This is a genomic window from Luteimonas suaedae (assembly GCF_008312895.1).
GTDB classification, from domain to species: Bacteria; Pseudomonadota; Gammaproteobacteria; order Xanthomonadales; family Xanthomonadaceae; genus Luteimonas; species Luteimonas suaedae.
This window is the reverse complement of record NZ_VSSP01000006.1, coordinates 118,240-144,304: the sequence shown is the minus strand read 5'-3', so window position 1 is coordinate 144,304 and position 26,065 is coordinate 118,240. Positions and strand designations below refer to the sequence as shown.

28 protein-coding genes are annotated in these 26,065 nt (G+C 68.9%); 14 read left to right on the top strand and 14 right to left on the bottom strand.

Features of this window, described 5'->3' with window-relative positions:
- Positions 1-8: 8 nt before the first annotated feature.
- The 4 genes from FXO19_RS11190 to FXO19_RS11175 all read right to left on the bottom strand — a co-directional run bounded on the left by FXO19_RS11190 (position 9) and on the right by FXO19_RS11175 (position 5,607).
- On the bottom strand, positions 9-1,145 hold the full coding sequence (locus FXO19_RS11190; protein ID WP_149195179.1) for a dipeptidase: 1,137 nt from the start codon (positions 1,143-1,145) through the stop codon (positions 9-11).
- Between the two features lie 51 nt (positions 1,146-1,196).
- Positions 1,197-2,513: a peptide MFS transporter gene (locus FXO19_RS11185; protein ID WP_149195178.1), complete on the bottom strand. Its 1,317-nt coding sequence runs from the start codon at positions 2,511-2,513 to the stop codon at positions 1,197-1,199.
- Positions 2,510-3,502, bottom strand: coding sequence for a dipeptide epimerase (locus FXO19_RS11180; RefSeq protein ID WP_149195177.1), 993 nt, complete (start codon positions 3,500-3,502; stop codon positions 2,510-2,512). The genes FXO19_RS11185 and FXO19_RS11180 overlap by 4 nt, the downstream gene beginning before the upstream one ends.
- Before the next feature lie 71 nt (positions 3,503-3,573).
- Positions 3,574-5,607: a serine hydrolase domain-containing protein gene (locus tag FXO19_RS11175; protein WP_149195176.1), complete on the bottom strand. Its 2,034-nt coding sequence runs from the start codon at positions 5,605-5,607 to the stop codon at positions 3,574-3,576.
- Between the two features lie 210 nt (positions 5,608-5,817).
- Between FXO19_RS11175 and FXO19_RS11170 the strand changes: the two genes are divergently transcribed.
- The 8 genes from FXO19_RS11170 to FXO19_RS11135 all read left to right on the top strand — a co-directional run bounded on the left by FXO19_RS11170 (position 5,818) and on the right by FXO19_RS11135 (position 13,058).
- Positions 5,818-6,459: a helix-turn-helix domain-containing protein gene (locus tag FXO19_RS11170; protein WP_149195175.1), complete on the top strand. Its 642-nt coding sequence runs from the start codon at positions 5,818-5,820 to the stop codon at positions 6,457-6,459.
- Between the two features lie 339 nt (positions 6,460-6,798).
- Entirely contained in the window at positions 6,799-8,931 is a 2,133-nt protein-coding gene (locus tag FXO19_RS11165) for a response regulator (protein ID WP_187775745.1), read from the top strand.
- Positions 8,928-9,302, top strand: coding sequence for a response regulator (locus FXO19_RS11160; protein ID WP_149195173.1), 375 nt, complete (start codon positions 8,928-8,930; stop codon positions 9,300-9,302). The genes FXO19_RS11165 and FXO19_RS11160 overlap by 4 nt, the downstream gene beginning before the upstream one ends.
- 38 nt (positions 9,303-9,340) lie before the next feature.
- Positions 9,341-9,754 (top strand): ATP-binding protein, encoded by a 414-nt coding sequence (locus tag FXO19_RS11155; RefSeq protein ID WP_187775744.1) that lies wholly within the window; start codon positions 9,341-9,343, stop codon positions 9,752-9,754.
- A 14-nt stretch (positions 9,755-9,768) separates the two neighbouring features.
- Entirely contained in the window at positions 9,769-10,107 is a 339-nt protein-coding gene (locus FXO19_RS11150) for an STAS domain-containing protein (protein ID WP_187775743.1), read from the top strand.
- 20 nt (positions 10,108-10,127) lie between these two features.
- Positions 10,128-11,000 carry a patatin-like phospholipase family protein gene (locus tag FXO19_RS11145; protein WP_149195170.1) on the top strand — a complete coding sequence of 291 codons (873 nt, stop codon included), beginning with the start codon at positions 10,128-10,130 and terminating at the stop codon, positions 10,998-11,000.
- Positions 10,993-11,886, top strand: a complete 894-nt coding sequence (locus FXO19_RS11140) for a patatin-like phospholipase family protein (RefSeq protein ID WP_149195169.1) — start codon at positions 10,993-10,995, stop codon at positions 11,884-11,886. Before FXO19_RS11145 ends, FXO19_RS11140 begins: the two co-directional genes overlap by 8 nt.
- A complete protein-coding gene (locus FXO19_RS11135; RefSeq protein ID WP_149195168.1) occupies positions 11,883-13,058 on the top strand; it encodes a PP2C family protein-serine/threonine phosphatase in 1,176 nt (391 codons plus the stop codon). Before FXO19_RS11140 ends, FXO19_RS11135 begins: the two co-directional genes overlap by 4 nt.
- A 15-nt stretch (positions 13,059-13,073) precedes the next feature.
- Here the strand turns inward: FXO19_RS11135 and FXO19_RS11130 are convergent, their stop codons facing one another.
- Positions 13,074-13,859 carry a MipA/OmpV family protein gene (locus FXO19_RS11130; protein ID WP_149195167.1) on the bottom strand — a complete coding sequence of 262 codons (786 nt, stop codon included), beginning with the start codon at positions 13,857-13,859 and terminating at the stop codon, positions 13,074-13,076.
- Positions 13,860-14,034: 175 nt separating this feature from the next.
- Between FXO19_RS11130 and FXO19_RS11125 the strand changes: the two genes are divergently transcribed.
- Positions 14,035-14,700, top strand: a complete 666-nt coding sequence (locus FXO19_RS11125; RefSeq protein ID WP_149195166.1) for a response regulator transcription factor — start codon at positions 14,035-14,037, stop codon at positions 14,698-14,700.
- Positions 14,697-16,073, top strand: a complete 1,377-nt coding sequence (locus FXO19_RS11120; RefSeq protein ID WP_149195165.1) for a sensor histidine kinase — start codon at positions 14,697-14,699, stop codon at positions 16,071-16,073. The genes FXO19_RS11125 and FXO19_RS11120 overlap by 4 nt, the downstream gene beginning before the upstream one ends.
- 219 nt (positions 16,074-16,292) lie before the next feature.
- Here the strand turns inward: FXO19_RS11120 and FXO19_RS11115 are convergent, their stop codons facing one another.
- The 4 genes from FXO19_RS11115 to FXO19_RS11100 all read right to left on the bottom strand — a co-directional run bounded on the left by FXO19_RS11115 (position 16,293) and on the right by FXO19_RS11100 (position 19,215).
- Positions 16,293-17,372 (bottom strand): MBL fold metallo-hydrolase, encoded by a 1,080-nt coding sequence (locus FXO19_RS11115; protein WP_149195262.1) that lies wholly within the window; start codon positions 17,370-17,372, stop codon positions 16,293-16,295.
- Positions 17,373-17,448: 76 nt separating this feature from the next.
- On the bottom strand, positions 17,449-18,033 hold the full coding sequence (locus tag FXO19_RS11110) for a GNAT family N-acetyltransferase (RefSeq protein ID WP_149195164.1): 585 nt from the start codon (positions 18,031-18,033) through the stop codon (positions 17,449-17,451).
- Positions 18,034-18,237: 204 nt separating this feature from the next.
- A complete protein-coding gene (locus FXO19_RS11105; RefSeq protein ID WP_149195163.1) occupies positions 18,238-18,714 on the bottom strand; it encodes a PaaI family thioesterase in 477 nt (158 codons plus the stop codon).
- A gap of 60 nt (positions 18,715-18,774) precedes the next feature.
- Positions 18,775-19,215: a hypothetical protein gene (locus FXO19_RS11100; RefSeq protein WP_149195162.1), complete on the bottom strand. Its 441-nt coding sequence runs from the start codon at positions 19,213-19,215 to the stop codon at positions 18,775-18,777.
- 28 nt (positions 19,216-19,243) lie between these two features.
- On the opposite strand from FXO19_RS11100, the gene FXO19_RS19265 reads away from it, so the two are divergent.
- Both FXO19_RS19265 and FXO19_RS11095 read left to right on the top strand, forming a co-directional pair.
- Positions 19,244-19,411 (top strand): hypothetical protein, encoded by a 168-nt coding sequence (locus tag FXO19_RS19265; RefSeq protein WP_187775742.1) that lies wholly within the window; start codon positions 19,244-19,246, stop codon positions 19,409-19,411.
- A gap of 716 nt (positions 19,412-20,127) precedes the next feature.
- The gene (locus FXO19_RS11095) at positions 20,128-20,697 is read left to right on the top strand and encodes a porin family protein (RefSeq protein WP_149195161.1); all 570 of its coding nucleotides are present in this window, start codon (positions 20,128-20,130) and stop codon (positions 20,695-20,697) included.
- Positions 20,698-20,888: 191 nt separating this feature from the next.
- On the opposite strand, the gene FXO19_RS11090 is transcribed toward FXO19_RS11095, so the two are convergent.
- The 5 genes from FXO19_RS11090 to FXO19_RS11070 form a co-directional block, all read right to left on the bottom strand.
- Positions 20,889-21,923 (bottom strand): NAD(P)H-dependent glycerol-3-phosphate dehydrogenase, encoded by a 1,035-nt coding sequence (locus FXO19_RS11090; RefSeq protein WP_149195160.1) that lies wholly within the window; start codon positions 21,921-21,923, stop codon positions 20,889-20,891.
- A 3-nt stretch (positions 21,924-21,926) separates the two neighbouring features.
- Complete coding sequence (gene secB / locus FXO19_RS11085) at positions 21,927-22,463, bottom strand: protein-export chaperone SecB (protein WP_149195159.1); 537 nt, start codon at positions 22,461-22,463, stop codon at positions 21,927-21,929.
- Positions 22,464-22,532: 69 nt separating this feature from the next.
- On the bottom strand, positions 22,533-22,973 hold the full coding sequence (locus FXO19_RS11080; protein ID WP_149195158.1) for a rhodanese-like domain-containing protein: 441 nt from the start codon (positions 22,971-22,973) through the stop codon (positions 22,533-22,535).
- A 193-nt stretch (positions 22,974-23,166) separates the two neighbouring features.
- Complete coding sequence (locus FXO19_RS11075; protein WP_149195157.1) at positions 23,167-23,577, bottom strand: hypothetical protein; 411 nt, start codon at positions 23,575-23,577, stop codon at positions 23,167-23,169.
- 38 nt (positions 23,578-23,615) lie between these two features.
- Entirely contained in the window at positions 23,616-24,074 is a 459-nt protein-coding gene (locus FXO19_RS11070) for a YiiD C-terminal domain-containing protein (protein ID WP_149195156.1), read from the bottom strand.
- 96 nt (positions 24,075-24,170) lie between these two features.
- Between FXO19_RS11070 and FXO19_RS11065 the strand changes: the two genes are divergently transcribed.
- Both FXO19_RS11065 and FXO19_RS11060 read left to right on the top strand, forming a co-directional pair.
- Entirely contained in the window at positions 24,171-24,956 is a 786-nt protein-coding gene (locus FXO19_RS11065; RefSeq protein WP_149195155.1) for a uroporphyrinogen-III synthase, read from the top strand.
- 46 nt (positions 24,957-25,002) lie between these two features.
- The gene (locus FXO19_RS11060; protein WP_149195154.1) at positions 25,003-26,004 is read left to right on the top strand and encodes a uroporphyrinogen-III C-methyltransferase; all 1,002 of its coding nucleotides are present in this window, start codon (positions 25,003-25,005) and stop codon (positions 26,002-26,004) included.
- Positions 26,005-26,065 lie beyond the last annotated feature (61 nt).

Here is a 26,065-nt window from a genome sequence, read left to right as displayed (position 1 = left end):
GGCGGCTTTCAGCCCCAGATCTCGCCCAGCAGGCGCCGGAAGTTGCCGCCCAGGACCAGTGCGATGTCGCCGTCCGAATAGCCGCGCCTGGCCAGCGCCGCGACGAGGTTGCGGAACTTGTCCGGCGCATCGAAGCCGTCGGTGTCCAGCCTGTCGCGGAAGGCGTAGCTGGACTTGTAGAGGCCGCGCAGCATCTTCAGCTGGTCGGCCGGCATGTCGTCGTAGCCGTGCAGGTCGGCGTCGGAACCGATGCCGACGTGCTCCACGCCGACCAGCTGCGCGACGTGGTCGATGTGGTCGACGACGTGCTCGACCGTGGTCGGCTCGCGGGCGCGGACGAAGTTGCGCACGCCGGTGATCCCCATCACCCCGCCCTTGGCGGCGAGCTTGCGGATCGCCTCGTCGGTCTTCAGGCGCGGATGGTCGTTGAGCGCGCGGCAGTTGGAATGGGTGATCGCGATCGGCGTCGACGACGCCTCGATCGCGTCGAGCGTGGTGCGGTCGCCGCAGTGCGAGACGTCGACCAGCATGCCGGCGGCGTTCATCGCCGCGACGATCTGCACGCCGTAGTCGCTCAGGCCGCTGTCGACGCGCTCGGTGCCGCCGGTGCCGAGGTAGTTCTGGCTGTTGTAGGTCAGCTGTGCGCAACGTTGGCCGAGTTGATGGAAGACCTTCACGTCCTCGGCGGTGCGGAAGTGGTCGGCGTTCTGCACGCCCATGATCACCGCGACCCGGCCCTGCGCCTTGGCCCGGTCGAGGTCGGCGACATTGCCTGCCAGGCAGAACACCTCGCTGTTGCGGGCGATGAAACCGTTCCACGCGGCCAGGTAGGCCAGCACCTGCTCGTGGGCCTCGTGTCCTTGGAAGCCGATCGCGTGGTGCATCACGGTGATGCCGCTGGCACGGAAGTCGGCGGCTTGCGCCTCGGTCAGGTGACCGGCGTAGGCCTCGGGCCGGAAGTCGATCTTCAGCGGCGCCAGCATGTCGATGACCATGGCGCGCTCGACCAGCCCGTCGACGCCCCCGTCGACCGCCGCACCGGCCGCGGACGTGGCGCCGGCCATCGCCGGTGGCAGGGCCGACGCCAGCGTGCCGGCCGCCAGCGCCTGCAGCAGGCGACGCCTGGAGAGGTCAGCAATTGTCATGCAGCGCCTCGATTTCTCTTATTAGGCATACTGATCCTAATTGGAGAATTGTCAAATCCGCACCGTGGCCGTATCCATGGCCGCTTCGCCGGGCCGTGCTTCCGCCTCCATCCGCCGCGCCGACCGGTCCAGCAGGCCCAGCAGCACGCCGGCGCCGGCGGCCACCGCCGCCATCAGGGCGAAGAACGCGGCCGGACCGAGCCGGCTCCAGGCCATCCCCAGCAGGCCGGCCAGCAGGTTTCCGCCGAACGCGGCGAAGAACCACGCCGCCACCGTGGTCGCCCGATGCTTCGACGGCGCCAGCCGCGCGAACAGCCCCAGGCCGACCGGCAGGATGAACAACTCGCCCATGGTCAGGACCAGGAAGAACAGCGCCAGCCACACCCAGCTCGCCTGGCCCGCCGCCGTGCCGGCGCTGACCGCGGCCAGCAGCAGGTAGGCCAGCGCCACCCCGCCGGCGCCCAGCGCCATCTTCCGCGCCGATCCGGGCTCGCGGCCGCGCCCGGCCTGGCGCGACCAGTGCGCCACCAGCACCGGCGTCAGCAGGATCACCAGCATCGGATTGAGCGCCTGGAACCAGGTCATCGGGATGGTCAGCGCGCCGAGGCTGCGATCGATGCCGGTATCCGCCCACAGCGCGATGGTGTTGCCGATCTGCTCGTAGGCGCCGCGGAACAGCATCACGCACAGGGCGATCGCGAGCAGCACGCGCAGGCGCAGGGCGAGGCCGGTGTCGTTCGCCTCGTCGGTGGCGGCGACCACCTCGCGCCTGCTCGCCTCGGCCGGCAGGTAGCGGCCGCCGCCCACGTAGACGGCCAGGCCCAGCAGCATGCCGATGCCGGCGGCGCCGAAGCCGTAGTGCCAGCCGTACAGCTCGCCCAATGTGCCGCAGACCAGCGGCGCCAGCAGTCCACCGACATTGATGCCGACGTAGTAGATGTTGTACGCGGAACCGCGGCGCGGATCGCGGCGCTGGTAGAGGCCGTCGACCTGGCTCGGCAGGCTGGGCAGGAACAGGCCGTTGCCCAGCGCGATCGACGCCAGCGCCAGATAGAACAGGCTCTCGGAGGCCATCAGGAAGTGGCCGATGGCCATGATCGCGCCGCCGATGATCACCGCGCGGCGGCGGCCCAGCCAGCGGTCGGAGACAACGCCGCCGAGGATCGGGGTGAAGTACACCGTCGCCGCGTACAGCCCGTAGACCAGCGAGGCCTGCTGCTGGCCCATCAGCAGCTGCTTGGTCATGTAGTAGACCAGCAGCGCGCGCATCCCGTAGTAGGAGAAGATCTCCCACATCTGGGTCAGGAACAGGATCGTCAATCCGCGCGGCTGGCCGAACCAGTCCCGTTGCGCGGGCGCCGTGCTCATGGACTCCCCCAGACGTCGGCCGGGCAGTCGAGGTAGCCGTCGCGATAGACCACGCCCGGCTTGCGGTCTTGCTTCAGGAACACCGGTCCGTCCAGGTCGACCACGTCGCAGAACTGGCCCAGCACGAACGCCGGTGCCATCGCCAGGCTGGAACCGGCCATGTTGCCGACCATGACCCGTTTGCCCAGTTCGCGCGCGCGCCGCGCCATGTGCAGGCCTTCGCTCAGGCCGCCGCACTTGTCCAGCTTGATGTTGATGACGTCGAAACGATGGTGCCGCGCCTCGAGCTCGGCGAGGTCGAGGATGCTCTCGTCGGCGGCGAAGGGCAGCACGCGCTCGAGGCCGTCGAGGTCGGCCTCGTGACCGCGCCTGCACGGCTGTTCGAGCAGGGAGATGCTTTCCGCGACCAGCACCGGCAGCAACTCCGGCAAACTGCCGGCGTCGTAGCCCTGGTTGGCGTCGACGCCGATCCACGCATCCGGGCAGCGCCTGCGCACCGCGCGCACGCGCGCGCCATCGAGCTCCGCTTCGCCGGTGAGCTTGAGCTTCAGCGCGCGGGCGCCGGCATGGGCAGCGGCGCGTTCGGCCATCAGCTGCGGATCGTCCGCGCCGACGGTGAAGGTGGTCAGCAGCGGCCGCACGCCGTCCAGCCCGGCCAGCTTCCACACCGGCACGCCGCTGCGCCTGGCATCGAGTTCCCAGAGCGCGCAGTCGAGCGCGTTGCGCGCGCCGCCCGGCGGTAGCAGGGCATTGGCGGTGGCACGATCGATGCCCGCTTCGATGCGCGATCGCATCGATTCCAGCGTGGCGAGCATGCCTTCGGGGCGGTCATCGTTGTAGTACACGCCGGCGGCTTCGCCGCGGCCGACGTGGTTGCCGTCGCGCAGGGTCACCACGGTCGCCGGCATGGCGTCGAAGACATAGCCGGCAATGCGGAACGGCGCCGACAGCGGCAGCGGTTCGTTGTGCAGTTCGAGTTGCAGGCTCATGCGCGTCCCCGCAGGTTGGGGATGCGGGCCGGCGAGGAGGCTGCCGGTCCCGCATCGATCGGCAGCAGGGATCAGTAGTAGGCGCCGTAACCGAGCAGGTGATGCGAGATGCCGATCCACAGCAGGAACAGGCACGACAGCGCCAGCACGATGCTCCACAGCTTGGCGAGCAGGCGGCGCCGGCTGCGCAGGACCTTCCAGCAGTTCCACAGCGCGGCCAGTGCGCCGAGCGGCAGCACCACCAGCGCGAGCAGGCGCATGAGGTTGAACACCACATCGGTGTCCGCGCTCAGCCTTTCGAGGTCGCTCATCATCCCCACGATCAGGCCGAGCGCGCCGGCCATGACCACCAGCACTGCGAGCGCGGCGATGCGGATGATCCGGTGCATGCGCGCATCCTCGCCGGACAGCCTGTACGGCACGCCGTAGTACCGGCGGACCAGCGCGGACACCGGCCACGCCAGCACGGTCGCGGCCAGCGCCAGCAGGCTCGCCGCCAGCAGCGTCAGCAGCAGGCCCGGCGATTTCCACCAGGGCAGACGCTGGAACACCATGATCGCGGCGTACGGCTCCATGCTGAAGCGGGTCACCTTGCCGTCGACCACGTCAGCGGCCAGGCGGTCGCCGCTGGCGACGTCCTGCCACAGGTACGGCGAGATCTCGCGCCACTTCTTCGGTGCGCCTGAGGCATCGAGCGCGATCGACACACTGATGGTGCCGTCCTCGTTCGGGAACACCTTGACCGGGCCGAGCAGGTTCAGCAGCGACATGAAGTTGCTGTCGGGACGGCGGCTGCTGGTGTAGGCGCCGGCGATCTGCTCCGCGTGCAGCTTCGCATCTGCTTCGGACACCGTGCTCACCGGCGCCTCCGGGCCCGGCAGATAGCGGTCGGCGAAGCCTTCGGCCAAGTTGTCGCGGATCTGCAGGGGCGCGCCATTGCGGCCGGAACTGTTCATCGAGACGTAGATGCCGATGCCGTCGTCGATGAACAGCTGCAGGTCGCTATGGAACCACAGCGTGTCGCCGCCGTGCGAGATCGCGCGGTGGCCGTTGAGCGAGGTCTCGTAGAAGCCGAGCATCATCTTGTTCAGTGCACCTACCGAGGTCTGCCCGGTGGTGTGCATCGTCTTCGCGGTGTCCTCGTCGAGGATGCGCGCGTCGCCGTACGCGCCACCTTGCAGGTGCGCGATCATGAACTTGGCCATGTCCGCGCCCGTGGCGGCGAGACTGCCGGCCGGCGCCAGACTGATGAATTCGTAGTCGCGTGGCTTGCCGTCCGAGGCACTTTCGTAGCCCTTGGACATGTTCGCCAGCAACGCGGCCGGCAGCGGCTGGCGGAAGCTGGAATCCTCCATGTCCAGCGGCGCCAGGATGTGTCTGTCGATATAGTCGTAGAACGATTCACCCGACACGCGCTCGATGATGTAGCCGGCCAGCGCGGTGGCGTAGTTCGAATAGGCCGGCGTGGTGCCGGGCGTGTGGATGCGCTCGGGCACCCAGCGCTTGAGCGCCTGCTCGAGCGGCACGACCTGGTCGGCCTTGCTGGTGATCAGGCCGCGGATCTGCTCTTCGAACCCCACCGTGTGGGTCATGACCTGGCGCAGCGTGGCCGGCTTGCCGCCCTGCGCCGGGATCTCGAAGTCGATGTACTGGTTGAGGTCGGCGTCCAGGTCCAGCTTGTCCTGTTCGACCAACTGCATCACCGCGGTCCAGGTGAACAGCTTGGAGATCGAGCCCGGACGGAACAGGTGCAGCTCCGGATCGACCGGCGTGCGCGTCTCCAGGTCGGCATAGCCGTAGCCCTTCTGCAACAGCACCTGGCCATCCTTGACCACCACCACCACGGCGCCGGCGATGTCGCCGGTCTGCAGGGCGTAGGGCATGTAGCCGTCCAGCCAGGCCTCGAGATCCGGGCGGGTGAGGTTGGCCGGCCCGGCCTGGACGGTGGCGTCGGCGACGGTCGCGGCGTCCTCCGCATCCGGCTCGCCGGTCTCCGGCACCAGCTCGGGCGGAACGATCGACGCCGGCGGCGCGGCCGGGACAGCCGCAAGCGGCAGGGCGAGCAGCATCCCCGCGACAAAGGAAAGAATCGTGGATACGCGCATCGCAAGCCTCCTGACTGGTTCCCCGGCAGGCGCACTGCGAGTGCGGCCTGTTGACGCCAACACAGCCCGATCAGGCCTGTTAATGCGATAATGATCCTAATCAGAGAATTGTCAACCTGCCCCGGTCTGGCGGTCGACGCCGCAATCGCGCGAATATGCCCCGATACGGGCGGCATTGGCCGCATCCGCTTCTACAGGAGTTCCAGGCGAATGCCCTCGCAACACCCCACGATCGGCCACCTGCTGCGTGCGCTGCGCACCCGCAACGGCTGGACCCTGAAGGAAATGAGCCAGCGCTGCGGCATTCCGTTGTCGACGCTGTCCAAGGTCGAACACGACCGCCTGAGCCTGACCTACGACAAGCTGCTGCAGATCAGCCAGCGCCTGAACATCCGCATGTCGGAACTGTTCGCCGAGCCCGACACCGGCAACGAACCGCCGGTCACCGCGCGGCGCAGCATCGCCCGAGTCGACGATGCGATCCGGGTCACCACGGACAACTACGACTACTTCTATCTATGCCCGGAACTGCGCCGCAAGCGCATGATTCCGGTCCTGACCCGGGTGCGCGCCAAGAGCCTGCACGAGTTCGGCGAGCTGGTGCACCACTCCGGCGAGGAGTACGTCCACGTCATCGAGGGCCGGGTCGAGGTGCACACCGAGTTCTACGACCCGATCGTGCTGGAAGCCGGCGAGGGCGTGTACATCGACTCCAACATGGGCCACGCCTACCTCGCCGGCGCGGACTGCGACGAGGCGCTGTTGCTGGGCATCTGCTCGAGCGCCGACGAACAGCTGCTGCAGGCGCTGTTGACGCTGCACGGCGACAACGGCACGCCGGCGAAAAAATGACCTTCGCCGGGGCCGGATCCTCAGAACGGCCCAGCCTGCTGCCGTAGCCGCCTTTCGCGCACGCCACCGGACGGTGGTGGCCGCGACGCGGTCCGGCCCCAGGCCGGAAGCGTGCCGTTCCGTGGACGCATGCGCCATCACGAGGCGTACAAGGCAGCGCGCAGCGGCGGATACACCGATACCCACCAGATGGGGCGCGGCACGCGACCTGGCCCATTGCAATCCCGGGACACCACGCGTCGCGGTATGATCCAGCGGCGGCGCCGGCAGCGGGCCGCAAGGGGTTTCGGCAGCGTGCCACGTACGTCCACGTCATCCACGCACTACGGCGGGTATGCCATGACCAAGCCCAAGCTGCATCCGATCGTCCGGCTCGACTACATCGTCCGGATGTCGTGCTTCCCGCTACTGATCGCCATTTTCTACTCGGTGTTCCACGCGGCCGGCCGATCGAGCAACAACGTGATCGCACTGCTCCTGCTGTGGGGGTTGGTTTGGCCACAGGTGGCATACCTGCTTGCGCGCTACAGCCGCGACTCCAAGCGCGCCGAGCACCGCAACATGCTCATCGACTCGGTGATGGTCGGAGCCTGGGCCGCCGGCATGCACTTCAGCCTGTGGCCGAGCATCATGTTCCTGACGGCGGTCAACCTGGGCAACCTCGGGGTGGGTGGCACCCGTCTGGCGGCCAGGGGCTGGATCGGCATCGCGGTCGGTGTCATCGGCTGCGGCTGGCTCACCGGTTTCGCGTTCGATTTCGACGCGCCGGCGCTGCCGACCGCGGCGAGCATCGTCGGCATCTTCCTCACCAGCTCCGTGTTCGCCCTGCACTCCTACCTGCAGAGCAAGCGCTTCGTGCGCAATCGCAAGTTGCTCCAGGAGCAGAACCTCAAGATCGAGGAGAAGAGTGCGCAACTGGCGCAGGCCAAGGAGGAGGCCGACGCGGCCAACCGGTCCAAGAGCCTGTTCCTGGCCAACATGAGCCACGAGCTGCGCACGCCGCTGAACGCAATCATCGGCTATAGCGAACTGCTGGTGGAGGAGGCCGAGGACGCCGGCAACGCGGCGGCCGTCCCCGATCTGCAGAAGATCCATGGCGCCGGCAAACACCTGCTCGGCCTGATCAACGAAGTGCTCGACCTCTCAAAGATCGAGGCCGGCAAGATGGAACTGCACCTGGAGGATGTCGAGGTCGGGCCGGTACTCGATGATGTCATGGATACCGTGCGGCCACTGGCGCAGAAGCGCGGCAACCGGATCGCCATCGAGGCGGGCGACCTGGGCGGCATGCGTACCGACGTCACCAAGCTGCGTCAGATGCTGTTCAACCTGCTCGGCAATGCGGCGAAGTTCACCGAAAAGGGCGAGATCCGCCTGCGGGCGCGCCGTGAGCGTGAGGGTGCCTCGGAGTGGATGGTGTTCGAGGTCGAAGACACCGGCATCGGCATGACGCCCGAGCAGCAGTCGCGCCTGTTCCAGCCGTTCTCCCAGGCCGACACGTCGACCACGCGCAAGTACGGCGGAACCGGCCTTGGCCTGGCGTTGTCGCGCCATTTCGCCGAGATGCTCGGCGGCGGGATCAGCTTGCGCAGCGCGCCCGGCGCCGGTACCACGTTCATCATCCGCATCCCGGCCGATGCCGGCGATGCCTCGCAAGCCACCACGATCGCCGACGCGCCGGAGACGGACGCGGCGGCGCGCACCGTGCTCGTCATCGACGACGACGATGCCGGCCGCGAACTGGTGGGCCGCATGCTCGTGCGCCATGGCCTGCGCGTCGCATCGGCGACCAACGGCACCGACGGCATCCGCCTCGCCCGCACGCTGCAGCCCAGCCTGATCCTCCTCGACGTGCTGATGCCGGGTGAAGACGGCTGGAGCGTGCTCGCGCAACTGAAGGCGGATCCGCAACTGGCGCAGATCCCGGTGATCATGATCTCGGTGACCGAGCAGCGAACCCTCGGTTTCGCGGTCGGCGCGGCGGACTACCTGGTCAAGCCCGTGGAGCAAGAAAGCCTGGTGCTCGCGGTCGAGAAGCACATGCATGCGCCGGCGGCTGCGCAGCCGATCCTGGTGATCGACGACGATGCGACCACGCGCAGCATGCTGCGGCGGCAGATGGAACGGCAGGGTTGGCGCGTAGTCGAGGCCGCGAACGGCATCGAGGGACTGGCCCGCATCAAAGACGCGACGCCCGCGCTGGTGCTGCTCGACCTGATGATGCCGCACATGGGCGGCTTCGCCTTCCTGGACGCCTTGCGTGCGAAGGAGGGCGCCGCCGCGGTTCCCGTCATCGTGCTGACCGCCAAGGAGTTGACGCAGGACGAACAGCAGGAGCTTTCCGGCCGCGCCCGCAAGGTCATCGCCAAGGGCAGCTATAGTGGCAGCCAGCTGGAACAGGAAGTGCGGCGAGCACTGGCCATCGCACCGCACGCCGGTCGGGCAGGAGGGGTGGAATCGGAGCCGACATGAAGATCCTGCTCGTCGAAGACAACGAGATGAATCGCGACATGCTCTCGCGGCGCCTGGCCCGGCGCGGCCACACGGTCGTCATGGCGACGGATGGCCAGATGGCAGTGGCCGCGACGCTCAGCGAACAACCGGACCTGGTGTTGATGGACATGGGCCTGCCGGTGATGGATGGCTGGGAGGCCGCGCGCCGCATCAAGGGCGATGCGCGCACCTCGTCCATCCCCGTCATCGCATTGACTGCGCATGCGATGGCCGAGGACCGCGAGCGCGCCCTGGCCGCGGGCTGCGACGATTTCGACACCAAGCCGGTGGACCTGGAGCGCCTGGGCAGGAAGATCGACGCACTCGTGAAGGATCAAGCGTCGCCATGACGCCTCCCGCATCTGGCGCCGGTACCGAGTTCCGTGCCATGCGGATGCAGGATCTTGGCGCGCTGGCGACATTCCTGGAACGCGCCTGCGCGGGGGCGGGTGCCGACCAGGAGGCGACATCCGCCGTGCGCCTCGCCACCGAGGAGGTGTTTTCCAACATCTTCCGGCACGGCTACGGCGATCGACCCGGGCCGGTGACGGTGCGCGTTGATGCCGCGCCCGGGCGGATCACCGTGATCCTCGTCGACGCCGCGCCCGCCTTCGATCCGGCCGGTGTCGCCAGGCCGGATCTGGACGCGGACTGGGTGGAGCGCAGGCTGGGTGGCATGGGCTGGCACCTCGTCCGCGAGGTGATGGACGAGGTCAGGCGAGAACCCAGGGCGGCGGGCGGCAACGTGTTCACCCTGGTCAAGAAGTTTCCGGCGCATCCGCCGGACATTCAGGACATATGAAAGGAGAGGAACCGATGAAGATCGAGATCCAACCCGGCGAGCATGCCGCGGTCGTCGTCATCGCCGGCAGCGTGGACGGGCTCACCGCCGACGTCCTGCTCGGCACGCTGCAGGGCTACGTCGAAGCGGGCCACACGCACCTGGTCGCCGACCTCGAGCGGGTCGACTACACCAGCAGCGCCGGGCTGCGTGCGCTGCTTGCCACGGTGAAGCAGGCCCGCCAGCGCGGTGGCGACCTGCGCCTGGCGAACATTTCCCCGCCGGTGCTGAAAGTGCTCGAACTGAGCGGCTTCACGACCATCATGAAGTGCTACGACGACGTTGCCAGCGCCATGGGCAGCTACGCCGCCTGACGCGCCGGGGAGGATGCGAGATGGATGCAGTCACCACGTCGTCGCCGCCGCGCAAGCGGGTGGCCCTGGTCATCGGCTCGGGTAGCGTGAAATGCGCCGCCGCGCTCGGCATGTGGAAGGTGTTGCAACGCGAGGGCATCGGCATCGACATGGTGGTTGGGTGCAGCGGCGGCAGCCTCTATGCCGCGGTGATGGCGCTGGGCCACGACATCGACACCTGCGAACGTCTGACGCGCGAGCTCTGGACTCCCGGCCTGACCACGCGCCGCGACCTGCGCTCGCTGCTCGGCGCGGTGTTGCCCCGGGTGTTCGGCTTCGACGGCTCGTTCGGCATGGTCAGCGACAAGCCGCTGATGACGGCGCTGGACCATCTGTTCGGCGCGCGTCGCTTCGACGAGACCAGCATCCCGCTGCACATCGTCGCCACCGACCTGGCGAACGGGCAGATGGTCGCGTTGTCGGAGGGCAGCGTGCGCGACGCGGTGCGCGCCAGCATTGCGATCCCCTACATCTGGAAACCATGGAAAGTCGGCGATCGCTGGCTGCTCGACGGCTGCGCGTCCGACCCGCTGCCGATCGACGTCGCGATCCGAGAAGGCGCGGACGTGATCCTGGCGATGGGGTTCGAAAGCCCGTATCCGAGCAGGATCCGTTCCGCCACGCGTTACGCGTTCCAGGTCAACAGCATCTATACCAACAACCTGCTGCGCGCCAACTATGCCTTCCACAACCTCGCCCATCATGCCGAGATCATCCCGGTGCTGCCGGACTTCGACCGCCCGGTGCGGCTGTTCGACACCCACGAGATCCCGTACGTGATCGAGGAGGGCGAGCGCGCGACCGACGCGCAGCTCGGCTACCTGCGCCAGGCGCTCGAGGCCGCCCATGCCTGAGGCAGGAGCCGCGCCGGAGGGCGGGCCGCGGCGTCGTGGGCGGCTCGCGGTGGTGGTCGGATCGGGTGGCGTCAAGTGCGTCGCCGCAGTCGGCATGTGGAAGGTGCTGCAAAGCGAGGGTATTCAGGCCGACCTCGTCGTCGGCTGCAGCGGTGGCAGCCTCTATGTCGCTTCGATGGCGCTCGGCATGGACGCGCTGGAGGCGGAGGAGCGCAGCCACCGCATGTGGCACGGCTTGTTCAAGCGCATCCACTACCGCTCGGTGCTGCGCAGCCTGCTGCCGCGTCGTCTCGGCTTCAGCGAGCGCATCGGCCTGGTCAACGACCGCGCCGTCGGCGCCACCGTGCGCGAGCTCTATGGCGACGCGACCTTCGCCGACACCCGCATCCCGTTGTACATCGCCGCGACCGACCTGCATACCGGCGAGAAGGTGGGCCTGAACTCCGGCTCGATCGCCGATGCCGTTCGCGCCAGCATCGCCATGCCGCTGCTGCTGCGGCCCTGGCCCGTCGGCGGGCGGCTGCTGATCGATGGCGGCGCATCCGATCCGCTGCCGATCAGCCTGGCGATCCGCGAAGGCGCCGACATCATCCTGGCCATGGGCTTCGAGAATCCGCCGGCCGAGCGGCTGGATTCGCTGGTCGGTGTCGCGACCCAGTCGATGTCCATCGCCATCAATAACCTGCTGCGCTCGACCTACGCGTTCTACAGCGCCGTGCACCACGCCGAGATCATTCCGATTATGCCGACCTTCGACCGACCGATCCACGTCGGCGACACTCACCTCATCCCATACATCATCGAGCAGGGGGAGCGCGCCACGCTGACGGCATTGCCCTACCTGCGCCAGCTCGGTCTCGCCGCGGCCCCGACGGCGGCGACATGACGGGCGCGCACGACGCCGTCGCACGCATCCTGGTCGTCGACGACAACGAGGCGAACCGCGACCTGCTGGTGCGCCGCCTGCAGCGCGAGGGCCATTCGACCGCGCTCGCGGTCGACGGGCGCGAGGCGCTGGCCCTGCTGCTCGAGGACGCGTTCGACCTGGTACTGCTCGACATCATGATGCCGGAGATGAACGGCTACGAGTTGCTGGAGCGCATGCGCGCGGATCCCGACCTGCGCCACGTACCGGTGATCCTGATCTCGGCGCTCGACGGCACCGACAGCATCATCAAGGGCATCGAACTCGGCGCGGACGACTACCTGCCGAAACCGTTCAACCTGCACATCCTGCGCGCGCGGGTCAACGCCAGCCTGGCCAGAAAGCGGCTGCACGACCGCGAGCAGTTGTACGCGCGCAGCCTGGAGCGCGAGATGGACATCGCGCGCGAAATCCAGGCCGGCTTCCTGCCCGGCGAACTGCCGGTCGCCGCCGGCTGGGAGCTGGCGGCCTGGTTCCAGCCCGCGCGCCACGTCAGCGGCGATTTCTACGACGCGTTCGCATTGCACGGCGGACAGCGCATCGGACTCGTCGTGGCGGATGTCTGCGGCAAGGGCGTCGGCGCCGCGCTGTTCATGGCGCTGTTCCGCAGCCTGGTCCGCGCGCTGGCCGAGCGTATGTTCACCCACGATGGCGACTGCGCGGCGCAAGCGCGGCAGCTGGTCGGCAGCGTGAACGACTACATCGCGCGCACGCACGACCGCGACCACATGTTCGCGACCCTGTTCTTCGCCACCCTCGATCCGGGCACCGGCGCCCTGTTCTATGTCAATGGCGGGCACGAGGCGCCGACCATCAGCGGCCGCGACGGCGTACACAGGCGGCTAGCTCCGACCGGCCCCGCCGTCGGCATGCTCCCCGACATGGCGTTCAAGGCGGTGCGGGAAACGATCGCCCCGGGCGAGACGCTGGTCGCGTTCACCGATGGCGTCACCGATGCCGTCGATGCGGGCGGAACCCGCTACTCGGAGCAACGCCTGATGGCCCTCCTGGCACGCCCCGCCGGGTCGGCGGACGAGACCCTGCGGCGCATCCAGGCCGAGGTGCAAACCGATGCCGGACACGCGTCCTTCGACGACATCACCGTGTTCGTGGTGCATCGGCAGGCAGGCTGAGCGCGTCGACACCGGTCAGAACGCGCGAACCATCCCCACGCTGGCGAACGGCGCGGTGGCCCGTTCCACCACCGGGCTGTCGCGGGCGTCGCCCTGCAGGCGATTGACGCCGGTGGCGGTGACCAGGCTCCAGCGGCTGCCGGCGAAACGGTGCAGCCAGACGGCCGAGGCGCCAACCGACTTGATGCCCGAGGAAGCGGCGTACGCAGGCAGCCCCGCTTCGCTGCGCGCCGCCTGTTCCGGGGTGATGCCGAACCAGGTTTGCATGCGATCGTCGTCGGCCCACTCGACGTTGGCGCCGAGCGTGACCACGTCGCGTTCGCGCTGCAGCACACGGTATCCGGCGCGCAGATCGATGGTGGCGCCATAGCCGCTCTTGGCCGCGCGCCGGTACGCCGCGCTCGCCGAGAACCGTCCCGGCTCCCAGGCCAGGAAGGCGCCATAAACGGCGTGGGTGTCGAGGTCCTCCAGGCCGCGCAGGATCTCGGCATCGTCGGCATCGCGGCCCAATCCGACGCCCAGGAACAGTCCGGCGACCAGATCCGCCTCCGTCGACCACTTCACGCCCAGCGCCGGCAGCCCGGCGCGCGGCGAGAAGAAGAAGTGTTCGGTCTCGTAGCGGATCAGCGGCAACGGCAGGTAGCGATCGTCGTCGGCGCCTTCGTACTCGGGCACCATCGCCACACCGATGCCGGCGTAGTTCTGCGCCACCGCCTGTTGCGCGCACAGCGCCAGCCCGAGCGCGAGCAGGCAGCGGCGTAGCTGCCGCGAGCGCCGGACCTGCGTGAAGAGCGATGTCATGGATGGCGCCTCGATCCTTGGATGGAAGCGCAGCATGGCCCGCCGTGTTTAAGTTTTCTTTAAAGCGCGGCGCAAAAGCGCGCATTCGCGCCGACCGGGCCGCCAGGCGCCGTTTAAACCTGTTTTAATCGCTTTCCGCGAGCCTGCCCGGCCGCATCCGCATTCCGGCGCTTTCATGGACTCCGTGCTCCTGGTCGAAGACGATCGCATGCTCGGCGACGCGCTCGCGGCGGCGCTGGCGCAGGACGGCTGGCGCGCCGACCGCAGCGAGGACGTCGCTGCGGCGCGGCTGGCGCTGGTCGACCATGCCTACGCCGCGGTGCTGCTCGATCTGGGTCTGCCGCGCGGCTCGGGGCTCGACGTGCTGGCGGCGATGCGCGCCCGCTACGACACCACGCCGGTGCTGATCATCACCGCCCGCGACCAGCTCAGCGACCGCATCCGCGGCCTCGACAACGGCGCCGACGATTACATCGTCAAGCCGTTCCAGCGCGACGAACTGCTGGCGCGGCTGCGCGCGGTGGTGCGCCGCAGCCGCGGCCGGGTGGCGCCGCAGCTGCGCTGGCGCGACGTGGTGCTGGATCCGGCCGAGCGCAGCGTCACCCGCGGCGGCGCGCCGGTGGCCCTGGGCGCACACGAGTACCGCACCTTGCTGGCGTTGATGGAATGCCAGGGGCGCGTGCTCGACCGCGAACGCCTGGAGGAGCGCATCTACGGCAGCGACGGCGTGATCGGCAGCAACACCGTGGCGGTCTACATCCACCAACTGCGCCGCAAGCTCGGCGAGGACATCGTGGTCACCGTGCACGGCTACGGCTACCGACTCGGGGATCGGCAATGATGCGTTCGCTGCGGGCGCGGTTGCTGGTGGTGCTGACGCTGGTCGTCCTAGCCGCCTGGGCGATCTGGTTCGGCTGCCAGTACCAGCAGATGACGCGGCAGCAGAGCGGCCTGTGGGACCGCTCGCTGCGCAGCATCGCCGAGCAGATCCTGCTGTCGCTGCCCGGCGACATCGAGGCCACCGGCGCCGGCCCGCGCCTGCAACTGCCGCGCGATACCACCGCGCTGTCGAGCAAGTTCGACAATCTGCATTTCCAGATCTGGGTGCTGGCGCGCCGCGAAGGCATCGTCGCCTCGACGCATGCGCCGGCCGGGCCGATGCGCGCGGACTTCTCCGACGGTTATGCCGAAGTGCTGGTCGAAGGCGCGCCGTGGCGCGTCTTCGCGGTCAGCGACGCCGACGGCCGGGTGCAGGTGCAGGTCGGCCACGACGCCTCCCTGCAACACTACGAAATCAAACGCTGGGCGCACGCCAGCCTGACCACCGCGTTGCTGGTGCTGGGCGGACTGGCGCTGGCGGTGTGGGCGGTGGTGCGCTGGTCGCTGCAGCCGGTGCTGCGGGTGCGGCAGGCGATGGCGGCGCGCGAGACGTTGGACCTGACACCGCTGCCGGGGACCGGATTGCCGGCGGAAGTGCGGCCACTTGTGGATTCGTTCAACACGCTGCTGCAGCGCCTCGACCATGCCCTGCAGAACGAGCGCCAGTTCCTGAGCGAGGCCGCGCACGAACTGCGCACACCGCTGGCCGCCTTGCTCACCCAGGCCCAGGTGGCACTGCACTCGAGCAATCCGGACGATACCCGCGAGGCGCTCAACCGGTTGATCCGCGGCATCGAGCGCACCTCGCGCCTGGCGCAGCAACTGCTCGATTCGGCGCGGGTCGAAAGCGGCCGCGGCGAGGATCGTCGCCAGTCGGTCGACCTGGCGCAGGTGATCGAGATGGTCGCGCAGGAGTTCGAGCTCGTGTCCGCACGCAAGCGGCAGAGGATCGTGCTCGATACCGAACCCTGCATCGTCGCCGGCAACCTCGACGACCTCGGCATCCTGGTCCGCAACCTGCTCGACAACGGCCTGCGCTACGGCCACGAGGGCGGACGGGTCGAGATCGCCTGCCGGCAGTCGCCGGAGGAAAGCGTGCTGACCGTGCGCGACGACGGCGCCGGCGTCGTCGCCGACGAACGCGAGCGGATCTTCGAGCGCTTCTTCCGCGGCAGCAACGGCAACGGCGAGCGCGGCAGCGGCATCGGACTGTCGCTGGTGGCGCGCATCGCCCGGGCGCACGGCGCCAGCGTGCAGGCGCAAAGCGGTCTCGACGGCCGCGGCTTCGGCGTACGCCTGGTGTTTCCGGCGCGCCACGACGCCGGTCAACGCTAGCGCGAGCGACACGCATCTCCCACCGCGCCCCACGGCACCAATCCCTTGTAGGAGGGGCTTCAGCCCCGACCCCGAGAACGAAAAAGACCACGCACACGGCTTCCCGGACGCCACACGCTGCCGGTGGCCTGCCGCAATCTTCGACGCGTCGGGGCTGAAGCCCCTCCTACAGGGATCGCCGCGGGGTGAATCACGATTCGGCCTGGAGCGCTGGCTTTGCTAGCGTGCCGATTCCGCGGTGGCGCCGGTGCCGATCGCATCCGGCGCCTGCTCGCGCGGCATGCGCCACCAGGGTTCGAGCGCCGGCGGCTGCCGCACCGGGACGGCCTGGCCGATGCGCGGCAGCGTCACGAAGATCCCGCGCGCCGCGGCGAGTTGCGCGATGCGCTCCATCGGATCGTTCCAGCGGTGCATCGCCAGGTCGAAGGTGCCGTTGTGCACCGGCAGCAGCCGGCGGCCGCGCAGGTCCAGGTGCGCCTGCAGGGTCTGCTCGGGCAACATGTGCACGCCTTCCCAGGACGGATCGTAGGCGCCGCATTCGAGCAAGGTCAGGTCGAACGGGCCGTAGCGCTCGCCGATCTCGCGGAAGCCGTCGAAATAGCCGCTGTCGCCGCTGAAGAACAGGCGCAGTTCCGGACTCTGGATCACCCACGACGCCCACAGCGTGGGATTGCCGGCGAACGGCCGCCGCCCGGAGAAATGCTGCGCCGGCGTCGCCACCAGGCGCACGCTGCCGATGGTGGTCGCCTCCCACCAGTCCAGCTGGCGTACGCGCGCCGGATCCACACCCCAGCGGATCAGCAGGTCGCCCACGCCCAGCGGCGCCAGGAACCAGTCGGTTTTCTCCGCCAACGCCCGCACCGCCTGCTTGTCGAGGTGGTCGTAGTGGTCGTGCGAGAGGATCACCGCACGGATCCGCGGCAGCTGCGCGATCGTGATCGGCGGCGGATGGAACCGGCGCGGCCCTGCCCACTGCAGCGGCGAGGCGCGCTCGGAGAACACCGGATCGGTCAGCCACCAGCCGCCGGCCAGCTTGATCAACACGGTCGAATGGCCGAGCCGGAACACGGTGCCGTCGTCGACGTCCTGCAGGCGCACCGGATCCATCGTTTCGACCGGCGGTGGCTGCGGCGGCGTGGTGCCGGCGGGCCGGTCGAACATGAAGCTCCACCAGGCCTTGGGCAGCTCGCGCCAGCCCAGCGTCTTGGGCGCGACCGGATTGCGGAAGCCGCCGTCGCGGAACTGCGGCGAACCCGGATAGTGCGTGCCGCTCCACGCGGCGATCGAGAAATAGGCCATCACCAGCACCAGGCCGAGCAGGAAGACCCGTAGCGCGATGATGCGCGGACGGCGGGCCTTGCCACGCCCGCGCCGCTCAAGCGTCATGCGCCGCGCCGTCCTGGGCGGCGAGCGGCAGCACGTAATGCACCGAGTCCGTGCGCACCGCCACCGCCGGCAGCTGGGCCTCGATACGCGCGGCCTGCGACGCGGGCAGGCGCCACTGCAGATTCAGGCAACCGAGCGTGCGCGCCATGCGCAGCGCCTGCAGGAACAGCCGGCGTTCGATCTCTTGCGCCTGCGGATGCGCCCGCGCGTACAGCGATTCGAGCTGAAAGTAGTTTCCGCGCTCCAGCAGCGAACAGCCGGCCACCGCGCCGGCATAGCCGATGGCCTCGCCGTCGGCCTCGGCGATCCAGGCCCAGACCCGGACCGGCGGATCGAACAGCGCCTCGACCAGGTCGCTGGCGTCGCCCCGTCCCGGCCCGAACGGCGCGCGCTCGGACGATGTCCGCCCGGCGTGTTCCCGGCACAGGCGCAGCAGTGACTCGCCATCTTCGGCACGGACGGCACGAATCACCGCCGGACCGGCGATGGGCGCCGACGCGGCGCCGGACCGGCGGGCACGGCCGGCGACGGGAGCGGCGGAAGGATTCGGATACAACAGGGCGGGCGCGGACATGCACGATCTCCGTCGCGGGTCGGGGGAGCGATGACCTTGCGCCGTCGGCATTAAGAAGTCTTTAAGCGTCTCGCTCGGCGCTGCGGCGAAGCGCCGATCCTGCGCGCCGGCTGTGGCGTGGCCGCGAATCCATTCACCGCCATGCAGCGCCGCCTTCTTCCGCCGGCTTCAGGCGTCCCCCGACCGGTCGCCGTCGCCGTCGTCTCAAGCCAGCGCGGCCGCTGCCCTTGCCGACTGCAGCATATCGCCGCCCCCTTTCGCCAGGTCGATGATGCGATGGGTCGCCGTCGCCGTCGCCAGGACCTCACCGTGCTCGTCCAGAAGCCGTCCGGACGTGAAGCCGATCAGGCCCTTCAAGTGTTCGAGTTTTCCGATCCCCATGATCTTGCCGGGGACGGCGGGGCTGACGAAGCTCGTTTTGGATTCGATCGTCACCGCAAGCCGGTTCGGCGGCAGCTCCAGGTAGAGCGCCGGACCCATGCTGTCGTCGAGCATGGCCGAGAGCATGCCGCCCTGGATCTTGCCCAGTGGATTGGTAAACGCGGCTTTCGCATCGAACTCGACGTGGATCTCCTGCGTCTCCTCGACATACCGGATGAATTTCCAGCCCATCATTGTCGCGGCACTCGGCAGTGGAAATTCTCCACTGATGATCTTCCAGAAAAGCGCTTCCTTGTTCATTGAGCCTCCAAAATCCGGATTATGTGGATACGGGCGGACGCGCACAGGCGCCCGTCGACGCTACAACGCAAACTCCTCAGAAGTGATCGCCAGAACGAAACCCAGCAGGCACAGGAGTATCGCTGCCGCTGCGCTCCCTGTCGGCGTTGGTGCGGACGACTTGCGCTTGACATGAAAAGCCACGAGCAAGGGCGGGAGCGAAACCGACAGCGCAAAGATTTGAAGGCCAATCAGCGGCCAGAATCCGGTCGCATGCTTGAACACGACATACACCGCGAACAGCCCGGTCACGGCCAATACGAGCCAGGCCGAACCGATCACCCGGAGCAACGCCAAAATCAACAGACGCATGCGCGCATCGATGTCCGTCCACGCGACCCCGACTGCGACGCTGTGATAAGGCATGAACTCGGTCCGCCCCAAATAGGCAAGCGCGAATCCTAGAAGGAGGAGAAAACCGAGCGCATAACTCGCCGCAGCGGCGACAAACAGAACATCCATCGGTTCGCTCTCCTTCCATGCCGCGCCAATGGATCTGACCACCATGGTCCGTTTGGCGAATGTCATGCGCGGCAAAGACGCCGTGCATGGAATCGTTCTTCTGCCTCTGCGCCTGGCAGCGATCGGCGTGATCGCGGTGGCTATGATCAATCTAGTGATTGAATGTCGGTGGGACAGCGATATTGATCACACTTAAGCACTTGAAGGTTCAGCGAAAAAAGAGCACTGCCCACGGCTTGGGCATTCGACCGAAGTAAGCACGCCCTGATCGAGTACGTGCAGACGGGTGACGGATGCTGCCGTATTTCACCGACGGCCTTCGGCCCGTCGGCCGACCGGAGCATCGTCGAAGCACGCCAGGTTCGCCGCGCTCGCGCGTGAGGTCGCATCATCCAAGCGAGCGCGACTGGCTCGACAGTCGCACGCCGGCAACCGCGATGTTCGCTTCACCACGCCGTGGTTCGTGTCCGTGCCCCTATCGGGATGTCGTCCACGGCGGGAGAACGTGATTTTCGCTAACTGGGATCCAGCCATCATCGGCTCGCCACGGTTGGCATCCATCAAGGAATGGCGAAGCAGCAAACGCACCGAACGCTCGCGCAGCTTCGGTCCTCTGATCTCGCAGATCCTGGGGATGAGCGGACTCACCGCATCCGTGATTCGCGGCTTGGCGGTACGAACCAGACGTTCCCGCCCCAGGGGCAATGCCTACGCGTACCTGAATGGGCCCGAAAAGTTCCTGAACTTCCCGGTTCACTATTCAGGCCATGTTGCGCTTGCCCACGCACAATGCACGCACCGGCCCGGGTGGTGGTCGTGCTTTCAGCCACTGAACTGCACTTCCCTCCCCCTCCCTCGCCACCCGGGCCGGCCTTCTTCGAATAACAAACGCTTCCAACAGAGAGGCTTCCCATGAAACGTTCCTTGCTTGCCCTGACCCTGGCCGCGGCGCTGCCGTTCGCCGCCGCCCACGCCGCCGAAGGCGTCTCCTACAACTACGTCGAAGGCGGCTACAGCGCCACCAACCAAGATGCCGATGCCGACGGCTTCGGCGCCAACGCCTCGGTCGCCTTCCACCCCAACTTCCACGCGTTCGGCGGCTACCACAACCAGGAGATCGACGACTCCAACATCGACTTCGACCAGTGGCGCGTTGGCATCGGCTACAACCATGAGATCTCGCCGCGGGCCGACCTGGTCACCCGCATCGCCTACGAGAAGTACGACTTCGGCCGCATCGGCGGCCAGCGCCTGGATCCGGACGGCTACAGCGCCGAGGTCGGCGTGCGCGGTGCGCTGACTACGAACCTCGAGGGCTACGCGATGGCCGGCTACGAGGATTACGGCAGCGACTACGGCGACGACTTCTACGGCCGTCTCGGCGCACAGGTGAAGTTCACCCCCAACTGGGGCGTCAGCGGCGACGTCAAGTTCGCCGGCGGCGACACCCAGTGGTTCGTCGGCCCGCGCTTCACCTGGTAAGCGCACCGGCACAACCCCGCACCATCGCGATCGACTCTCTCTCCCCGGAACGTCGCGATAGGCCCCGGTCGGCAACGACCGGGGTCTTTTTTTGGGAGCCGTGATTGGTGATTAGATTCGTGATTGGCAAGAGCAGGTAGAAGCCGCGCTCCTGCTTTACGAATCACCAATCACCAATCACCGCTCTCAAATCACGAATCACCGCTCTCAAACATCCGCGCCGGATACTCCGCCTTGCGTTCGCGCGCCATCAGCCGCGCCAGGCCCTCGGCCGGGGTGATGTCGCCGTGCAGCACGTCGCGCACGTTGCTGGCGATCGGCAGCTCGATGTCGTGGCGGTCGGCCAGGCGCATCACCTCGTCGGCGGTCTGCAGCGACTCGACCACCTGGCCGATCTCGCGCACCGCGTCCTCGATCGAGCGGCCGCGCCCCAGCGCCAGCCCGAGGCGGCGGTTGCGCGACAGGTCGCCGGTGCAGGTCAGCACCAGGTCGCCGAGGCCGGCCAGCCCCATCAGCGTTTCCGGGCGCCCGCCGATCGCGATGTTGAGCCGCAGCATCTCGTTGAGGCCACGGGTGATCAGCCCGGCGCGGGCATTCAGGCCCAGGCCCATGCCGTCGGCCACGCCGGTGGCGACTGCCAGCACGTTCTTCATCGCGCCGCCGAGCTCGGCGCCGCACATGTCGTCGCCGGTGTAGGCGCGGAAGGCCGGGCCGTGCAGCACGTCGGCGACCGTCTGGGCGAACCCCTCGTCGTCGGCGTGCACCGTCAGTGCGGTCGGCAGCCCGACCGCGACTTCCTTCGCGAACGACGGGCCGGTCACCACCGCCAGCGGCACGCCGCGGCCGAGGGTCCCGGCGGCGACCTCGTGCAGGAAACGCCCGGATCCCGGCTCGAAGCCCTTGGTCGCCCAGGCCACGCCGGCATTCGCCGGGCGCAGCGGCGCCAGCGCCTGCAGGGTCTCGGCGAACGCGTGCGAAGGCACCACCACCAGCACCAGGTCGGCGCCACGCAGGGCGGCACCGAGATCGGTGGTCGCGTGCAGCGACTCCGGCAAGGTGATGCCGGGGAGATAGCGCGGATTCTCGTGCTGTTGCGCGATCGCCTCGATGATGCCGGCGTCGCGGCCCCACAACACCGTCGCGGCGTGATGCCGGGCGATCAGCGCGGCGAGCGCGGTCCCCCAGGAACCGGCCCCCAGCACCGCGACGGACGGCGGTGTCGCCATCGGTCAGGCGTTGCCGACGGTCTCGGTGTCACCGTTGCCCGCGCCCGGCTGCTGCTTGGCGTTGCGCTGGCGCAGGCCCTCGGCGTAGAGCGCCTCGAAGTTGATCGGCTGCAGCAGGAATGGCGGAAAGCCGCCGGCCTGGATCAGCTCGCCGAGCAGCTGGCGGGCATAGGGATAGAGCACGTTCGGGCAATGGGTGCCGAGCATCGCGTCGAGCACGTTCGACTCGAAGCCGGACAGGCCGAACACGCCGGCCTGCTGCACCTCGGCCACGTACACGGTATTGCCCTCGCCCTCGCCCAGGGTGCAGGTCAGGGTGATTCCGAGCACCACCTCGTAGCCGGTCTCGCCGACCTTCTGCACGCGCTGGTTGAGGTTCATGTTGAGCTGCGGCTGCGCCTGCTCGTTGAACACCTGCGGCGCCTTCGGCGACTCGAACGAGACGTCCTTGACGTAGATCTTCTCGACGCTGAACTGGGCGCCGGCGGGCTGCGCGGGAGCGGCGGCGCCGTTGGCGTTGTCGGGTTGTTGCTCGGCCATGGTGGGAAAACTCCAGCTGGATTGGGAAAAGAGGGCGATTATGGCATTGCGCTGCGACGCGCGAATGACTCAGCGGCCGCGGCCCTTGCTCAGCGGCAGGTCGGCCTGTTGCCAGCCGGCGATGCCGCCGTCGAGCACGTACACCTGCTCGAAGCCGGCCTTCTTCAGCCGCGACGCGGCGCCGGATGCGGTCTGCCCGGTCTTGCACACCAGCACCACCGGCAGCGCCTTGGCCGTGTTCAGCTGCTTGCTCTCCGGATCGAACTGGCTCATCTGGACGTTCTTCGAACCGGGGATGTGGCCCTTCTCGAAATCGGCCATCGGCCGCAGGTCGACCACCAGCGCGTTGTCGCGGTTGACCAGCGAGGTCAGCTCCGCCGGGCGCAGCCCCTTGTATCCGCGAAACAGGCGCGCGACCTCGGTCGCGATCAGGGCCAGGGTCACGCCGACCAGGGCCAGGGACAGCAGTTGGTGGCGGCCGGCGAACGCCAGCAGTTCTTCGAGATTCACGGGACCGGATGCAGGAGACAGCGGGCGGCGATTGTCGCCCAGCGCGGGACGCAGCGCAAAGCGCCCATCGTCAGCGGGGCCCAGCCCCGCCGTAGGAGCGCGCCATGCGCGCGATACCGGCGTCGCCGGATGCGCCCGGAATCACCGCCGATCCCGCTGCAGCCTCCCGCGGCTTCGCGGCCATGGGCCGCTCCTACTGGCCGGCCCACAGGTCCGGCAGGCCGTTGCTGATCCACCACTGCCCGGTTTCCGGGTCGTAGCGCCACTGTTCGGTGTAGCGCGTCGAGCGTTCGGTCATGTTGTGCCGGTTGATCACCCCGAGTTCGATCTCGCGCACCGCGGTGCCGTCGTCCAGTACCTGCGCGCCGCGCTCGCGGTAGGCCGAGACCTGCACGTGGTTGTAGCGCTCGAACTCCAGCTCGGTCATCGGGTTGGCCTCGCGGTACTCCGGGTCCACCAGATTCCACGCCCCTTCGAAGTCGCCCCAGCGGATCGCCGCCGAGTACGCGTACTGCAGCCGCTGCAGCTCGCTCATCTTCTTGCCGCCACTGGCGCATGCGGCCAGCACCAGCGCCATCAGCAGCAACAGCGCGCCCTTGCCCATGATCCGCATTGTCTTCCCCTCCGGTTGTTCCGCGGATGCTACCGCTTTGCGATTGCCACGTATCGCGCGCGGGCCGTGGTGGCGACGCCGCCCTCGGGCAGCGGCACGCGCGCGACCAGGGTCGTGCGTGCGCGGCCGCGCACCCGCAGCGTGGTGGTGAAGTCGTCCCAGGAGCCCTCGGGCGCCAGCTGCGACTCGGCCTCGAGGTCGGCGAACAGCGGGGCCAGGTAGCGCACCTCGGTGTCGGCGACATAGACATCGGCCTGCAGCCCGGCCTGCTGCACGCGCAGCGAGACCAGGCCCCATGCCGACAGCGTCATCAACGAGACCAGGCTGCCGCCGAAGGCGCAGCCCTTGTCGTTGAGGTGTCGCGCCAGCGGCGCGTGCAGGCGCAGGCGCTCGCCGTCGTAGCCGGCGACGCGCACGTGCATCGCCGCCACCGGCGGCATCGCCTGGTAGTGGGCGTCGAGCGCCTGCAGGGATTCATCGAGAGTCATCCGCAAAGGAGTCCTGATCTGGGGCATGTCTGGGGAACCGGGGTTGGGTGCATACGCGGCTTGCGGGCGCTGCCGGCAGCCAGCAAGCTGGCGCGCATGGCAGGCACGACGGCTTCCGCGGCACTCCAGGGATGCTACGTCATCTCGCTGCGACCCGTCGGCAGTCACGCGGGATTGCGGCAGGCGGCGGCGCGACACGGTGCGCGCGTGCTCGCACTGTCACCGTGGCGACTGGTCGCGCGCGACGACGCCGACAGCGCACGCGCGCTGCGGCGCGCATTGTCGGCGTCGCGGGTGATTTTCACCAGCCCGGCCGCGGTACGCGCCGCGCATGCACTGCTGCCGTTGCGGCCGCGGCGCGCGCAGCTCTGGCTCGGGGTCGGTGCCGGCACCCGGGACGCGCTGCGCCGCGCCGGAATCGACGGGGCGATCGCGCCAGCGCGGATGGACAGCGAAGGCGTGCTGGCACTGCCGGCGCTGCGCGAGGTCCGCGGAACGGACGTCGGCCTGATCACCGCGCCCGGCGGCCGCGGCCACATCGCCGCCGAACTGCGCCGGCGCGGCGCGCGCGTGCTGCGCGCCGACGTGTATGCGCGGGTCGCGGTCGCACCTTCGCCGCGCGCGCTGGCGCGCCTGCGCGCGACGACCGCGCCGCTGCTGCTGGCACTGAGCAGTGGCGAGGCGCTGCAACGCAGCCTCGCCGCACTGCCGGCCGACGTGACTGCGCGCCTGCGCAGGGCGCGCGTGCTCGCGGCCAGCGCGCGACTGGCGACGCTGGCCCGCCGCCATGGCTTTGCCGACATCACGGTCGCCGCCGATGCGCGGCCACGTTCGCTGCTGGCGGCGGCACAGGAGCGCGGCATCGAACCGGCGATCCGGTAGCATCGCGCGACCGGCGCATGCCGGCCTGCCCCGGATCGCACTCCCCATGAACGACGCCCCCGAACCCACCCCAAAGCCGAGCGCCCCGCGCACGCGCGGCGGCGGCCTGGCGTGGTGGCTGGTGCTGGTGCTGGTACTTGGCGGCGGCTGGGCCGGCTGGCGCTGGTGGACGGCGCAGGAAGACGCACGTCGCGCCGGTGCCGACGACACTCTCCAGCGGCTGGCGGCGCTGGAAGCGCGCAGCGACCGGGTGCGCGGCGAGCTGCGCGCGCAGAGCCAGCGCCTGCAACAGGCCGAATCCACCAACCGGGTGCTGCGCGACGAGTTGCTCGGCATCGGCCAGCGCGCCGCGATTCTCGAAGAAAACCTGGAGAATAAACTGGCCGCGCTGGCCGATCCGCCGCGGTCCGGGGCCCGGGCGCTGCGGCTGGACGAGATCGCACTGCTGCTCGGCCAGGGCCAGCAGCGCCTGCAGCTGGCGGGCGATCTCGATGGCGCCCGTCGCGCCTACGCACTGGCGGCGCAGCAACTGGCCGAGCTCGAGGACGCCGATCCCGCCCTGGTCGACCTGCGGCAGACCCTGGCCCAGGAACGCGCCGCGCTCGAGGCACTCGGCGACGATCCGCGCCGGGTCGCGGCGGGTCGCCTAGATGCGTTGACGGCCGCGCTGGCCGCGCTGCCGGTGCAGGCGCCCGCCGATGCCGCCGATGCCGCGACCTGGTGGCAACGCGCGTTCGTGCGCCTGGTCGATGTCCGGCGCAGCGACGACGTACTGGCGGTGGAACCGGCCGACCGCGCCGCCGGGCTGGCCGCATTGCAGCTGGAGCTCACCCTGGCACAGGCCGCGATCGAGCGCCGCGACGAGGCAGGCCTGCGGGCGGCGCTGGCCCGCGCCGATACCTGGCTGACGCGGTTGTGGCCGGACTCGCCGGCCTTGCGCACGCAACGCGCCAAGCTGAAGGCACTGCGGCAATTGCCGCTGTCGCCGGCGCTGCCCACGCTCGGCAGCAGCCTGGAACAGCTGCGCACGCTGCGTGCGCGGCGCTGAATCGGGAATCGGGAATCGGGAATCGGGAATCGGGAATCGGGAAAAGCGTAGCGCCCTGCTC

Bases quoted from the DNA above. Each gene is read 5' to 3' on its own strand.
- FXO19_RS11145 (WP_149195170.1), top strand. From the start codon at position 10,128: ATGGATGCAGTCACCACGTCGTCGCCGCCGCGCAAGCGGGTGGCCCTG.
- FXO19_RS11180 (WP_149195177.1), bottom strand. From the start codon at position 3,502: ATGAGCCTGCAACTCGAACTGCACAACGAACCGCTGCCGCTGTCGGCG.
- FXO19_RS11165 (WP_187775745.1), top strand. From the start codon at position 6,799: ATGACCAAGCCCAAGCTGCATCCGATCGTCCGGCTCGACTACATCGTC.
- FXO19_RS11070 (WP_149195156.1), bottom strand. From the start codon at position 24,074: ATGACTCTCGATGAATCCCTGCAGGCGCTCGACGCCCACTACCAGGCG.
- FXO19_RS11140 (WP_149195169.1), top strand. From the start codon at position 10,993: ATGCCTGAGGCAGGAGCCGCGCCGGAGGGCGGGCCGCGGCGTCGTGGG.
- FXO19_RS11115 (WP_149195262.1), bottom strand. From the start codon at position 17,372: ATGGCCTATTTCTCGATCGCCGCGTGGAGCGGCACGCACTATCCGGGT.
- secB (WP_149195159.1), bottom strand. From the start codon at position 22,463: ATGGCCGAGCAACAACCCGACAACGCCAACGGCGCCGCCGCTCCCGCG.
- FXO19_RS11095 (WP_149195161.1), top strand. From the start codon at position 20,128: ATGAAACGTTCCTTGCTTGCCCTGACCCTGGCCGCGGCGCTGCCGTTC.
- FXO19_RS11105 (WP_149195163.1), bottom strand. From the start codon at position 18,714: ATGAACAAGGAAGCGCTTTTCTGGAAGATCATCAGTGGAGAATTTCCA.
- FXO19_RS11100 (WP_149195162.1), bottom strand. From the start codon at position 19,215: ATGGATGTTCTGTTTGTCGCCGCTGCGGCGAGTTATGCGCTCGGTTTT.
- FXO19_RS11060 (WP_149195154.1), top strand. From the start codon at position 25,003: ATGAACGACGCCCCCGAACCCACCCCAAAGCCGAGCGCCCCGCGCACG.
- FXO19_RS11190 (WP_149195179.1), bottom strand. From the start codon at position 1,145: ATGACAATTGCTGACCTCTCCAGGCGTCGCCTGCTGCAGGCGCTGGCG.
- FXO19_RS11120 (WP_149195165.1), top strand. From the start codon at position 14,697: ATGATGCGTTCGCTGCGGGCGCGGTTGCTGGTGGTGCTGACGCTGGTC.
- FXO19_RS11185 (WP_149195178.1), bottom strand. From the start codon at position 2,513: ATGAGCACGGCGCCCGCGCAACGGGACTGGTTCGGCCAGCCGCGCGGA.
- FXO19_RS11175 (WP_149195176.1), bottom strand. From the start codon at position 5,607: ATGCGCGTATCCACGATTCTTTCCTTTGTCGCGGGGATGCTGCTCGCC.
- FXO19_RS11170 (WP_149195175.1), top strand. From the start codon at position 5,818: ATGCCCTCGCAACACCCCACGATCGGCCACCTGCTGCGTGCGCTGCGC.
- FXO19_RS11135 (WP_149195168.1), top strand. From the start codon at position 11,883: ATGACGGGCGCGCACGACGCCGTCGCACGCATCCTGGTCGTCGACGAC.
- FXO19_RS11110 (WP_149195164.1), bottom strand. From the start codon at position 18,033: ATGTCCGCGCCCGCCCTGTTGTATCCGAATCCTTCCGCCGCTCCCGTC.
- FXO19_RS11150 (WP_187775743.1), top strand. From the start codon at position 9,769: ATGAAGATCGAGATCCAACCCGGCGAGCATGCCGCGGTCGTCGTCATC.
- FXO19_RS11075 (WP_149195157.1), bottom strand. From the start codon at position 23,577: ATGGGCAAGGGCGCGCTGTTGCTGCTGATGGCGCTGGTGCTGGCCGCA.
- FXO19_RS11125 (WP_149195166.1), top strand. From the start codon at position 14,035: ATGGACTCCGTGCTCCTGGTCGAAGACGATCGCATGCTCGGCGACGCG.
- FXO19_RS11065 (WP_149195155.1), top strand. From the start codon at position 24,171: ATGGCAGGCACGACGGCTTCCGCGGCACTCCAGGGATGCTACGTCATC.
- FXO19_RS11130 (WP_149195167.1), bottom strand. From the start codon at position 13,859: ATGACATCGCTCTTCACGCAGGTCCGGCGCTCGCGGCAGCTACGCCGC.
- FXO19_RS11090 (WP_149195160.1), bottom strand. From the start codon at position 21,923: ATGGCGACACCGCCGTCCGTCGCGGTGCTGGGGGCCGGTTCCTGGGGG.
- FXO19_RS11155 (WP_187775744.1), top strand. From the start codon at position 9,341: ATGCGGATGCAGGATCTTGGCGCGCTGGCGACATTCCTGGAACGCGCC.
- FXO19_RS11160 (WP_149195173.1), top strand. From the start codon at position 8,928: ATGAAGATCCTGCTCGTCGAAGACAACGAGATGAATCGCGACATGCTC.
- FXO19_RS19265 (WP_187775742.1), top strand. From the start codon at position 19,244: ATGGATCTGACCACCATGGTCCGTTTGGCGAATGTCATGCGCGGCAAA.